General features: G+C 39.8%; 20 protein-coding genes and 2 tRNA genes. All 22 read left to right on the forward strand.

The window, feature by feature from the left end:
* Positions 1-101 precede the first annotated feature (101 nt).
* The 22 genes from ACXM1Q_RS00190 (at position 102) to ACXM1Q_RS00295 (ending at position 9,652) form a co-directional block, all read left to right on the forward strand.
* Positions 102-326 (forward strand): hypothetical protein, encoded by a 225-nt coding sequence (locus ACXM1Q_RS00190; RefSeq protein ID WP_458515317.1) that lies wholly within the window; start codon positions 102-104, stop codon positions 324-326.
* Positions 320-625, forward strand: a complete 306-nt coding sequence (locus ACXM1Q_RS00195; protein WP_458515318.1) for a hypothetical protein — start codon at positions 320-322, stop codon at positions 623-625. The genes ACXM1Q_RS00190 and ACXM1Q_RS00195 overlap by 7 nt, the downstream gene beginning before the upstream one ends.
* 98 nt (positions 626-723) lie before the next feature.
* Positions 724-1,026, forward strand: coding sequence for a hypothetical protein (locus ACXM1Q_RS00200; RefSeq protein ID WP_458515319.1), 303 nt, complete (start codon positions 724-726; stop codon positions 1,024-1,026).
* A 14-nt stretch (positions 1,027-1,040) separates the two neighbouring features.
* Positions 1,041-1,721 carry an ERF family protein gene (locus ACXM1Q_RS00205; RefSeq protein ID WP_458515320.1) on the forward strand — a complete coding sequence of 227 codons (681 nt, stop codon included), beginning with the start codon at positions 1,041-1,043 and terminating at the stop codon, positions 1,719-1,721.
* A gap of 9 nt (positions 1,722-1,730) precedes the next feature.
* On the forward strand, positions 1,731-2,753 hold the full coding sequence (locus ACXM1Q_RS00210; protein WP_458515321.1) for a DUF1351 domain-containing protein: 1,023 nt from the start codon (positions 1,731-1,733) through the stop codon (positions 2,751-2,753).
* Positions 2,754-2,762: 9 nt separating this feature from the next.
* A complete protein-coding gene (locus tag ACXM1Q_RS00215; protein ID WP_458515322.1) occupies positions 2,763-2,954 on the forward strand; it encodes a hypothetical protein in 192 nt (63 codons plus the stop codon).
* A complete protein-coding gene (ssb, locus tag ACXM1Q_RS00220; protein WP_458515323.1) occupies positions 2,947-3,516 on the forward strand; it encodes a single-stranded DNA-binding protein in 570 nt (189 codons plus the stop codon). Before ACXM1Q_RS00215 ends, ssb begins: the two co-directional genes overlap by 8 nt.
* Positions 3,517-3,536: 20 nt before the next feature.
* Positions 3,537-4,043 carry a hypothetical protein gene (locus tag ACXM1Q_RS00225; RefSeq protein WP_458515324.1) on the forward strand — a complete coding sequence of 169 codons (507 nt, stop codon included), beginning with the start codon at positions 3,537-3,539 and terminating at the stop codon, positions 4,041-4,043.
* A gap of 209 nt (positions 4,044-4,252) precedes the next feature.
* Positions 4,253-4,435 (forward strand): hypothetical protein, encoded by a 183-nt coding sequence (locus ACXM1Q_RS00230; protein WP_458515325.1) that lies wholly within the window; start codon positions 4,253-4,255, stop codon positions 4,433-4,435.
* A gap of 128 nt (positions 4,436-4,563) precedes the next feature.
* Positions 4,564-4,737: a hypothetical protein gene (locus ACXM1Q_RS00235; RefSeq protein ID WP_458515326.1), complete on the forward strand. Its 174-nt coding sequence runs from the start codon at positions 4,564-4,566 to the stop codon at positions 4,735-4,737.
* A 282-nt stretch (positions 4,738-5,019) separates the two neighbouring features.
* The gene (locus ACXM1Q_RS00240) at positions 5,020-5,367 is read left to right on the forward strand and encodes a DUF1372 family protein (RefSeq protein ID WP_458515327.1); all 348 of its coding nucleotides are present in this window, start codon (positions 5,020-5,022) and stop codon (positions 5,365-5,367) included.
* Positions 5,368-5,370: 3 nt separating this feature from the next.
* Positions 5,371-5,703 (forward strand): hypothetical protein, encoded by a 333-nt coding sequence (locus tag ACXM1Q_RS00245; RefSeq protein ID WP_458515328.1) that lies wholly within the window; start codon positions 5,371-5,373, stop codon positions 5,701-5,703.
* 1 nt (position 5,704) lies between these two features.
* The gene (locus ACXM1Q_RS00250) at positions 5,705-5,881 is read left to right on the forward strand and encodes a hypothetical protein (RefSeq protein WP_458515329.1); all 177 of its coding nucleotides are present in this window, start codon (positions 5,705-5,707) and stop codon (positions 5,879-5,881) included.
* Entirely contained in the window at positions 5,878-6,078 is a 201-nt protein-coding gene (locus ACXM1Q_RS00255; RefSeq protein WP_458515330.1) for a hypothetical protein, read from the forward strand. Before ACXM1Q_RS00250 ends, ACXM1Q_RS00255 begins: the two co-directional genes overlap by 4 nt.
* Positions 6,075-6,281, forward strand: a complete 207-nt coding sequence (locus ACXM1Q_RS00260; RefSeq protein ID WP_458515331.1) for a hypothetical protein — start codon at positions 6,075-6,077, stop codon at positions 6,279-6,281. The genes ACXM1Q_RS00255 and ACXM1Q_RS00260 overlap by 4 nt, the downstream gene beginning before the upstream one ends.
* On the forward strand, positions 6,278-6,850 hold the full coding sequence (locus ACXM1Q_RS00265; protein WP_458515332.1) for a DUF1642 domain-containing protein: 573 nt from the start codon (positions 6,278-6,280) through the stop codon (positions 6,848-6,850). The genes ACXM1Q_RS00260 and ACXM1Q_RS00265 overlap by 4 nt, the downstream gene beginning before the upstream one ends.
* Positions 6,847-7,017, forward strand: coding sequence for a DUF1653 domain-containing protein (locus ACXM1Q_RS00270; RefSeq protein ID WP_458515333.1), 171 nt, complete (start codon positions 6,847-6,849; stop codon positions 7,015-7,017). Before ACXM1Q_RS00265 ends, ACXM1Q_RS00270 begins: the two co-directional genes overlap by 4 nt.
* The gene (locus tag ACXM1Q_RS00275) at positions 7,017-7,196 is read left to right on the forward strand and encodes a hypothetical protein (protein ID WP_458515334.1); all 180 of its coding nucleotides are present in this window, start codon (positions 7,017-7,019) and stop codon (positions 7,194-7,196) included. Before ACXM1Q_RS00270 ends, ACXM1Q_RS00275 begins: the two co-directional genes overlap by 1 nt.
* Before the next feature lie 359 nt (positions 7,197-7,555).
* Entirely contained in the window at positions 7,556-7,984 is a 429-nt protein-coding gene (locus ACXM1Q_RS00280; RefSeq protein WP_458515335.1) for an ArpU family phage packaging/lysis transcriptional regulator, read from the forward strand.
* Between the two features lie 152 nt (positions 7,985-8,136).
* Positions 8,137-8,207: transfer RNA gene (locus tag ACXM1Q_RS00285), tRNA-OTHER, on the forward strand.
* A gap of 3 nt (positions 8,208-8,210) precedes the next feature.
* A tRNA-Ser gene (locus ACXM1Q_RS00290) sits at positions 8,211-8,301 on the forward strand.
* Between the two features lie 82 nt (positions 8,302-8,383).
* Positions 8,384-9,652 (forward strand): DNA modification methylase, encoded by a 1,269-nt coding sequence (locus ACXM1Q_RS00295; RefSeq protein WP_458515336.1) that lies wholly within the window; start codon positions 8,384-8,386, stop codon positions 9,650-9,652.
* Positions 9,653-9,667: the final 15 nt, after the last annotated feature.

Here is a 9,667-nt window from a genome sequence, read left to right on the forward strand (position 1 = left end):
AACTGACAATAATACGGCGCTAAGGCGCACAAAATGGCAATAAACCTACCAGCACCTAATAAATAAATATATAAGGTGTTTCACACAAAATTGGGGGAGAAATGGAAAGTAAAAAAGCATTTATCATGAGGTTTACAGGAGTAATGTCGTTAGATGACAATGCTTCTACACCAAACGAATTAGTTTTAAACAGTAAAAATATATTTTATTTTTCAAAAGAATTTCACGAGACATTAAAAGAATTTCTTGGTGATGAAGAAGAACTTGAAATCAAAATTACATTAAATGCAGATGACTTTAAGAATGGGAAGGTTAGAAAATGCTAGACACACTTTTGAAACTAACTGAAATCTTGGCACTTGGAACAGCGTCTATATGTGCATTGGATCTAATGATTCGGAGAATTCGTTTAAAGCGTAGACGTAAACGTGAAGCAGAGATTGCAGTAATTGAAGCTAGAGCGTACAAGAAAGCAGAGCAGGATCTGGCAGAGAAACAACGCCTGAAAGTTGAACAGCTGGCAGAAAGTCGAAAGCGTTTGGATCCATGGTCTGCAATTCAAGAGGAGCGTGCTTATCGAAAGGCAGCAAATGGGAATGTTATCCAACTCCCATACCGACCATGAGTCTGAAATGTCAGTCCGCTACATAGATCTACTGGAGGACTACATCAGGGAAGTTGAGAGGAACGAAAAGCTAAGAAAAGAAATCAGGAGGTTAGAAAATGAGAACTGGGCGCTTAAGCGAAAGCGTAAGTTTCGAAATTAAAGAGAAAAAGGTCCGTGAGAGTTTGTCACCTAAACTTATTAAAAAATTGGATGACTTACAGAGCAAAAGTTATGAAGCCTATGTGGAATTTATCGAGGAAGATTACAAAAATCTTGATCCAATACCTTTTTGGGAAGAGTATGTTGATGCACATGGTACTCCAGAGCAGATTGAAAAACTTTTGAAGGAAAAAGGAACTGATAAATACTCGACTAAACTGCAGCACGTTTTCCACGGTTTGGTAAATCGAGTTGATTAAGAAGGAGATGGACGATGGCAGATTTAACATTTCCGGAATTACAGAAAAAAATGCAACTCGAAAAGGAGCAAAAGCAAGGTGTTAAATATCCTTTTCGTACTGCAGAAGATATCTACAACAAATTTAAAGCGCTAGATAGCGGGTGGAGTGTTCATTTTCCAGATGATGATATCCAAATCATCAAAGATAGAATTTATTATAAAGCGACAGCAGTCGTTAGGAATGATAGCGATGGTACTGAGGTGAGGGCCATTGGATGGGCTAACGAAGATGACGTACCTATTTTGAACACCCAAAAGGGTCCTGTTAAGCAGATGAATTCAGCTCAATGGACTGGGGCAGTGGCTTCTTATGCTAGGAAATATGCCTTGCAAGGATTGTTTGCAATTGGTGATAAGGATGTCGATGATATTGACAACGAGAATGGCATCGATAAAAGTTCTACGCAAAGTGGCCAGCAAGAACCGCAGATCAAGTACATTGATAATACTCAGTACAACCAGATTTTGAATGCTATTAGGCAGATGGCAGAAATCTTTGGAAGTGATTCTGACCAGCTCATCAATAGGGTGGCAGATAACTTTAGGATTGAAAATTTCCACCAAGTTCCCGCAGAACATTTTGGGACTGTGATGAATTGGATTCAGAGTCAAATTGCTAAACATCAAGGACAAGATAATTTCGACAGTTTATAGGAGTGACAAATGGTAAAAGACGTAACAAATTCAATGCTGACAAAAATTGATGTCGATTTTGTACCGGCTACAATTTCGGTTGATTATGAACTCGTTGAGAAACAACTTGCAGAGGTTGTTTCTCAGTACGAGAATTACGAAGTGACTGCAGCAACTTATAAAGTTGATTACGATGAGCGGACACGGCTGAATAAGCTAAAGGAAAGCTTGGAACAGCGGCGGAAAGAAATTAAAGACACCATTACTAATCCATACAAAGAATTTGAAAAACGCTATCGAAAGATGGTTGATCCACTAGACCAGGTTATCAATCAGATTTCAGAAGGTCTAAAAGCAATTGATGAACATGAAAAGATGATGCGCGTGGATCATGTTCGTTCAGTCTTTGAAGATAGAGCAATGGTCGCAGGTCTTGAAAAAGACACATTTGCTGATAAGTATGAAGGCTACAGCTTAAAGAAATATTTCAAAGCTGGAAAGATTGAGTTGAAAAAAACTACTCTCGCAGAAATTGATTCTTTGGTACTTGCAGAATTCGACGCACTGGAAGAATATAAAGCAAATAAACAGGCTATTGAAGACCAGGCACAAGAATACGAATTGCCAGCAGAAAGCTACTTGAGACATTTAGAAAACGGCCAATCCCTAGTAGATGTTCTTAGTATCATGAAGGCAGATCGAGACGCTGAGGTCTTGCGTAAAGAACAAAGGGCGGCGAAAGAGCAGGCAGAAGCTGAACGTAAAGCTGAGATTGAAAAGATGGCAAAGGAGCAGGCTCAAGAGTCAATTAAAGCCATTGATACAGATACAGGTGAAATCTTAGAAGAAGCGGTACAGGCTGTCCAAACTCCAAAACTAATCTTTGAACAGGGATCTCCAGTAAGCTATGATTTGAGACTGACATTTCCTCAAGGTAAAGTTCAAGCAAAAGAATTTAAAGATTGGCTAGAAGCCAACGGAGTCCAGTTTGAAGTGTTGTACCAAGGAAAAACTCAAACCGAGCTATCACTTGGATCAAATGGAATTTTCTAGGGGGGTAAAATGGATTTTATGAATTATTACGTTAGTGGTGAAATGGCCAGATTTGATACTACTGTCAGTTTTGGTTTAGAGGTTAAACAGTCAAACCAGTTTATGGCTGCTATCGAAGCTGCGTATAAAATAAAAGAGGACTTTTCTGCAACCAAAATTAAAGTTATAGATGTGTATGTTTTGGAGGAAGAAGATGATTAATAATGTTACTCTTGTTGGTCGCTTGGTCAGGAAGCCGGAATTAAGATACACGCCTTCAAATACTGCGGTAGCAACCTTCACTTTAGCAGTTAATCGTATGAGTAAGAATGAGGCTGGGGAGCGTGAAGCGGATTTTATTAATTGTGTGATTTGGAGACAGAACGCTGAAAATTTGGCCAACTGGACAGATAAAGGTCATCTGATTGGTGTTGTGGGTAGGATTCAAACTAGGAGCTATGAAAATGATCAAGGGCAACGTGTATTTGTAACCGAAGTCATCGCTAGTCAATTTCACATTTTAGAGAGTCGTAAAAATCAAGAAAATAATAATCAAGGTTATAACCAAGGACAACAGCAAAACCAAGGGCAATATCAGAATCAGGGCGGTTTCCAGGCTCCAGGCAACCAAAGCGGCTTCCAAACCCCTCAATCTCCTAACCAGCAAAGTTATGGTAATCAATCAGGTAACTTCCAGCAAGGTTCAAACCAAGGCTATAATCAACCTTTCGGGCCACAGCAAACAAATCCGATGGACATTTCAGATGATGATTTGCCGTTTTAAAGTTTACGAGGAGAATAAAAGTGAAATTAGTTTTAGAGCAAGACGATATAAAGTTACATTTGGAAAAAATTGGAGAGCTGGACTTTCCTACTCTTTTCAAAGCCTACCAACTTGTTACGGGATCTGACGAAGTGCTTGAGGATATGCGTAGCGCTGACGAAGAAGAGGTCGATGAAAAAGAGGGTGGCACAAACGAATCTAGCCGTGAGGTCCATCTAAATATACCCGATAATTTTACGGAAAGACTAGAACAGCGACGATTTGCTGACAGAGATTCAAAACCTCAAAAAGAACTCGTTGATGTTGATTTGCAATGTCCGTTTTGCGGGGAAGTTAAAAGACTGAAAGCGCCTGAACATTTTAACCGTATTTTTTGTCCGGAGTGTGGCGAATGCCTTTTCCTTTCTTGGGCCACTGGAATCAGAGGAGAAATCGATGAGGATGGTTATTACTACAGAGCTTGCTCTCCAATGGTAAAAAAAGGCGAGAGGGATGATTACGAGAAAATGTTTAATGTTCACGATTGATGAAATTTGAATTTATACTCTCAAACACTAAGAAACAAAAAGAGATGCTGAATGCCAACGACCGACCGCATTGGACGCAGAAGGCTAAAATCACCAAATTTCTACGCCATATTGGAGCGATAGAAGGCAGAAAGAGTAAAACTACCACCTTTGACAAAAAGCGCCCCTGTGGGTTAATTATCACGGTATTTTCACCAACGAAGAGACGGATGGATCCACCAAATTTTTATCCAACTATTAAAGCCTTGGTTGATGGACTGACCGATGCCAAGGTTTGGACGGACGACAATCATGAGGTGATTAAGTACATGACTTTTCAATACGGCGGTCTGAGTGGCATTTCAGGAAAATACAGATTAGAAATGGAGGTTGTAGACCTTGGAAAAACCTAAATTTGCGGTCCAGCTTTGGCTGAAAGGTGAATTACGAAATGTATACCGCTTTTCACGCAAAGAAGCAGCAAAGTTGTACATGAAGCAGAGACGGCACACGAATTATGATATGAGGTTGGTGGAGCTGGATGACGAATAGATTTAAGGAACTGAGAATCGAGGATAAGCGTTGCGACGCTAGACTTGGAATGTATCAGTTTTTGATTGATGGTGAATGGATTTTTGTAAGTCCTTATGAGTACCACTGTTTTGAAATTGGGGAGACGGTTCCGCAGTATGTGTTGAAAAGGGGAAGTGAATGAATCTATCTAATGTTATTGGTTTCATATATTTGTATCTTGCTACGATGACGAAGTTTGGTGCAGAGTTCGATTTTTGGGATAGTTTCTTTATAGGGATAGCTATTACCCTACTGTTTGCTAAAAATAATAAGGAGAAGTGAATGATTGGACTATGTCGATTTTGTAAACGAGAAAAAAGAAATTGTGGCTACTGGGATAATTTGCGGACCAGGAGGAGGGTTCGTAGGACTTTGTCACGAATGTTCTACAGTGATGTTTGAAGATGACGAGGAGGACGATTGAATGACTGAACGAGAAGAAACTATCAAAGAAACCGCTTTGTTCGGTGTGTGGATCATGACAATGTTCGTTTTCGTAATTGTGCTTCATTTTGGAATCCAGTTACACGAGCTGGAGCAGAAAGTAGAGCGGCTAGAGATGAGCCAAGTCCAACTTAGGCAGTCGTATACTGGGCTGACTGTCGGAAAAGTAGTCGACAAGCAGGATAAAGACGGTAAGTACACGCTGACTATCTCTGGCTACGGGACTTTCTTGGTGAAGAAAGAAACTTATGATAAAGCAGTTCTCGGAGCTGATATGCCAGAGGAAATCAAGGAGCGTGTGGAAGTGAAGAATGGAGTGGGAGGATAGAAGATGAATTGGTTAGTTTTTGCAGTAGTAGTTTTAAGTCTGATTTGTATATTGTTAAACATTTATTTATATCTAATGTTCTATGTCAATTTAAAGCGACTTGATAATCAAGTAGAATATTATAAAAAAAGTTTTATAAGAGCTTTTGGCTGGGATGAGTGGGATTGGTCTAATGGTTTTGAAAAATATCGGAAAGAGGCTAAGAAAAATTCTAGTAGATTAGATGATATTGAGTCCTTGCCAGTTATCCAGGCCGCTGTAAAAGCCCGAAGAATCGAAAACCTTAATCGTGAAAAAGAAAAAGTTGAAGCAGAGCTTGGTAAATTAGGAGGATAGTATGAAATTAGTAAATATTGATACAGGTTGGATAAATATTTCTGCGGTTAGTGCTATAACACCATCTAGCACAGGAGACTTTAAAACAAATATTTATCTAATAGGTGACAACACTCCTATGCGTTCATATCTACCACTTGACGAAGTAGTTGCAATTATCAATGGAGGGTTGAAATGACTAAAGAAGTGTTCGTAACTGAACGTCTGATTATAGATTTTCTGACGGGTATGTTCAAGACTCTGTGTAAGAAAATTGAGAACCCGAAAAATCCAAGACAAAAGATGTTTTCTGAAAGTTTTGATTTAGATATAGATAACGTAACTTATACTTGTCGATTAGAAGTCGAAAGAAAAGATAAGGAGGGAACAGAATGACAGCTAAACGAAGACATAGAGCGATTGAGAAAGCACGGAAAAGAGCTACAGTTTGGGAGTTGCGTTGGGAAGAGTATAGAAACTATAATTCTGATTCAACACCTTACAGAGCAAGATTTAAAAGTGAAAAGTTGGCTGTTGAGTGGGCTAAGGAAAATATTGGTTGCCCTAGTTCGACTAGTTTGAGGGAGATTACGCTATGACAGAAAAACTAAAATACAAAGTTGGGGACAAGGTGATGGTACAAATGGAAGTTCAAGGAATAAGTAAAGACAATGTGCCTTATTGTCTATCTGTTCCCGATTTAGGTGGAATTAGTTATTGGCTGTCTCGTAAAGAGTTAGAAAACAACGTCGTCAACCTCCCACCAAAACCAAAAGTACCGCAGGTGGTGATGGATTGGTGGGAGGAGCACGAAAATGAAAGAGCAGACTGGAAAATTTCAAATTGGTTAAGTGATATAGATACACTAGAGGGTATGTATGATTGGCTTTATGGAGAAAATCACCTAGAAAACCAACACGCTCTAGCAACCCTAATTGCTTACGGCCCAGAAGCTGTGGAGGTTGAGAAGGAGAAGAAGAAGAAGTATCGGGTTTTACTAAAAGAGACAAAGCAATACCTAAGCACATGGCTAGATGCCTTCCGATTTACGGTTGACCGTCACGAAGAAGAATTACAATATGAATTCACCAAACAAGAACTAATTGACGCAGGTTTTGAAGGTGTGTTTGATAACCCGATGTTTGAAGTTGAGGAGGTAGAGTGGTGAGATACAGACATTTAAAATCAGGAAAAATTTATAAAGTTTTATTCACAGCAATTATTGAAAAGGACATGATACCAGGAGTCGTATATCAATCAATTTCAACTGGGAATGTATTTGTAAGACCCGCTTCAGAGTTTTATGATGGTAGATTTGCACTGGAGGTGGAGTGATGAAAACTGAAGAAATTAAGAAAGTCTATAACAGAATAGATAAGATTGTTAATGCTTGTGAAGATGATTTTGAATACATGGTTGGAAATCCAGATGGTACATTTGATACTCTCTTGGATGCACATATGGTACTGAGAAATATCCTTCTTGAATGCGGAGAGGATCTCGAAGATGGTTAATATCAAAAAGAGCACCAAATTCCCTGGCGGAAAGAACAGGCTGATCCTGACATTGTGGGCAGACAAAGTTTATACGAATCACACTTATGTGACGGTTAGCTTATCGAGACCGAGTACGAAATATAGATTTATTTCAGTTTGGTTGAATGAATTGAAAGGTTATGAGTATACTGTCAAATTCTTCATAAAACTTTACGAGAAGTATAGCCTACTGAGTGAGAAGACGGCTGAACACTATGTCAGAGATATTGCCAGTAAGCTGTTAGAGTTAGGTTTGATTGGAAAATAAAAAAAGCCAGCCACTCCTAAAGTAGCTGGGAAACCTTTACACACTATAATTATACCAAAAGGAGTGGCTGATGGCTTTTTTTCCAGAAATTGATGTTAAGAAGACAGTCGGAAATGCGGACCGTAAACTGAATGAGTATCTGAAATGTCGTCGTATTGCAAGTGACGCTGGTGGCCAGAAAGTCACTCAAGAATACAAATTTATGCCAAGATCAAAACACAGCCAGCCAAATAAACCAGTAGAGAAATTGGCAATCAATCGAGTGGATGCGGAGGCGGAGTTGGACGCTATAGAAAGTGCAGTGAGCAGGATTTTAGATCCGTTGCACCGAAGATTGCTATTTGAAAGGTACATGGTAAATCCAAGAGAACGGCTCAAAGTCGTTGCGTTTTGTGACTTGACTAATATTTCAGAGACGCAATATCGAAGAGAACTCGAGATAGCTTTGCTGTCTTTTGCAGAGCAGTATAGAAATTCTTCACTTGTTGAAGTTGCATAATTTGGCGGTTTCTTGGTTGTTTTCAGGTAGTTTCTCGGTGTGTTTCTAGGTTTTTAAAGTGCTAAACTAGTATTATCACCAGTTGAGCAGAAGCGGTGATAAGTGTCTCCTATTTTATTTTTCGGTGTGTTTTTTTCCGATTGCAAATCGGTTGGGAAGTAGCTCAGTGGAAGAGCCATTGATTTTCATCAATAAGTCGCAGGTTCGATTCCTGCCTTCCTAATTTGGAGAGTTGGCAGAGATGGATGATTGCACCTGTTTGCTATGCAGGCGGTCGCTGGATTGGCGTCCCGTGGGTTCGAATCCCACACTCTCCTTTTGGCACGACAAGTGTCAAAACAAAGAACGACTAATTAACCCAGAAGAAGGCCGGAAGGTCTTTTTTTGGTGGAGAGAATCATGCAGATTGTACAAAAGAAACTAGAGGAGATTAGACCTTATCCCGGGAATCCCAGAATCAATGATGAGGCCGTGGATCCAGTCGCTGAATCCATTAGAGAATTTGGCTTTAAAGTTCCGATTGTAGTAGATGGTGACGGTGAAATCATCAATGGCCACACTCGCTATAAAGCAGCTCAAAAACTCAATATGGAATCTGTTCCGGTTATTGTGGCTGATGATTTGTCAGAAGAACAAATAAAAGCGTTCAGGCTTGCTGATAACAAGACATCTGAAATCGCTCAATGGGATTTGGAGCTTTTGTTTGATGAAATGTCGGGTATAGCTGATTTAGACATGACTTTATTTGGTTTTGATGAGTCTGATTACTCGCTAGATGATATTTCAGAAGAAACAGACTCAGAGATTGCAGATGGTGATGATGTAGAGAAAACTGAAGCAGAGTTTGTTTCACTTGGTGACGTCTATCAGCTTGGCCGCCATCGCTTAATGTGTGGTGATAGTACCAATCTTGATGATATGTCTGTCTTAATTGAAGGGCATGAGATTGATTTGTACGTCACTGATCCACCGTACAACGTAGCTTACGAAGGCGGAACAGAGGAAGCCATGACTATTCTTAACGATAGCATGGATGACGCTAGTTTCCGTCAATTCTTAAAAGACTCTTTCAAGGTTGCAGATGAATTTCTGAAACCAGGAGGGGTCTTTTATGTTTGGCATGCGGATTCGGAAGGTCTTAATTTTAGGGCTGCAGTCAAAGAAACTGGTTGGCTCTTAAAGCAGAATCTCGTATGGGTTAAGAATTCCATTGTGTTAGGTCGTCAGGACTATCAATGGAAACATGAACCTTGCTTGTATGGTTGGAAAGAAGGCGGTCCACATTACTTCGTTGATAATCGAGCGCTTGCTACTGTTATTGAGGAAGATGAGGATAGCCTAAAGGAGATGACGAAGAGCGAGCTTATCTCTTATATCAAAACGATGCAAGAAGAAAGTCTGTCTACCGTTTTCTTTGAGGATAAGCCAGTTAGAAATGATATTCACCCAACCATGAAACCTCTCAAGTTGATTGCCAGGTGTATTTTAAACTCAAGTAAGAAGGGCGACAAGGTGCTTGATAGTTTTAATGGTGGAGGATCTACTTTGATGGTCTGTGAACAGACAGAGAGGACCTGCTTTGCTATGGAGTTGGATCCGCTCTACGTAGAAAGAACCATCAAACGTTGGGAAGATTTGACTGGTGGAAAGGCAGTCAAGGTTAGCTAAAAATTAAATAGAGGC

Source organism: Streptococcus sp. 10F2 (assembly GCF_054331515.2).

Bases quoted from the DNA above. Each gene is read 5' to 3' on its own strand.
- ACXM1Q_RS00250 (WP_458515329.1), top strand. From the start codon at position 5,705: ATGAAATTAGTAAATATTGATACAGGTTGGATAAATATTTCTGCGGTT.
- ACXM1Q_RS00190 (WP_458515317.1), top strand. From the start codon at position 102: ATGGAAAGTAAAAAAGCATTTATCATGAGGTTTACAGGAGTAATGTCG.
- ACXM1Q_RS00210 (WP_458515321.1), top strand. From the start codon at position 1,731: ATGGTAAAAGACGTAACAAATTCAATGCTGACAAAAATTGATGTCGAT.
- ACXM1Q_RS00230 (WP_458515325.1), top strand. From the start codon at position 4,253: ATGGATCCACCAAATTTTTATCCAACTATTAAAGCCTTGGTTGATGGA.
- ACXM1Q_RS00205 (WP_458515320.1), top strand. From the start codon at position 1,041: ATGGCAGATTTAACATTTCCGGAATTACAGAAAAAAATGCAACTCGAA.
- ACXM1Q_RS00235 (WP_458515326.1), top strand. From the start codon at position 4,564: ATGACGAATAGATTTAAGGAACTGAGAATCGAGGATAAGCGTTGCGAC.
- ACXM1Q_RS00240 (WP_458515327.1), top strand. From the start codon at position 5,020: ATGACTGAACGAGAAGAAACTATCAAAGAAACCGCTTTGTTCGGTGTG.
- ACXM1Q_RS00245 (WP_458515328.1), top strand. From the start codon at position 5,371: ATGAATTGGTTAGTTTTTGCAGTAGTAGTTTTAAGTCTGATTTGTATA.
- ACXM1Q_RS00255 (WP_458515330.1), top strand. From the start codon at position 5,878: ATGACTAAAGAAGTGTTCGTAACTGAACGTCTGATTATAGATTTTCTG.
- ssb (WP_458515323.1), top strand. From the start codon at position 2,947: ATGATTAATAATGTTACTCTTGTTGGTCGCTTGGTCAGGAAGCCGGAA.
- ACXM1Q_RS00295 (WP_458515336.1), top strand. From the start codon at position 8,384: ATGCAGATTGTACAAAAGAAACTAGAGGAGATTAGACCTTATCCCGGG.
- ACXM1Q_RS00265 (WP_458515332.1), top strand. From the start codon at position 6,278: ATGACAGAAAAACTAAAATACAAAGTTGGGGACAAGGTGATGGTACAA.
- ACXM1Q_RS00280 (WP_458515335.1), top strand. From the start codon at position 7,556: ATGGCTTTTTTTCCAGAAATTGATGTTAAGAAGACAGTCGGAAATGCG.
- ACXM1Q_RS00200 (WP_458515319.1), top strand. From the start codon at position 724: ATGAGAACTGGGCGCTTAAGCGAAAGCGTAAGTTTCGAAATTAAAGAG.
- ACXM1Q_RS00260 (WP_458515331.1), top strand. From the start codon at position 6,075: ATGACAGCTAAACGAAGACATAGAGCGATTGAGAAAGCACGGAAAAGA.
- ACXM1Q_RS00215 (WP_458515322.1), top strand. From the start codon at position 2,763: ATGGATTTTATGAATTATTACGTTAGTGGTGAAATGGCCAGATTTGAT.
- ACXM1Q_RS00195 (WP_458515318.1), top strand. From the start codon at position 320: ATGCTAGACACACTTTTGAAACTAACTGAAATCTTGGCACTTGGAACA.
- ACXM1Q_RS00275 (WP_458515334.1), top strand. From the start codon at position 7,017: ATGAAAACTGAAGAAATTAAGAAAGTCTATAACAGAATAGATAAGATT.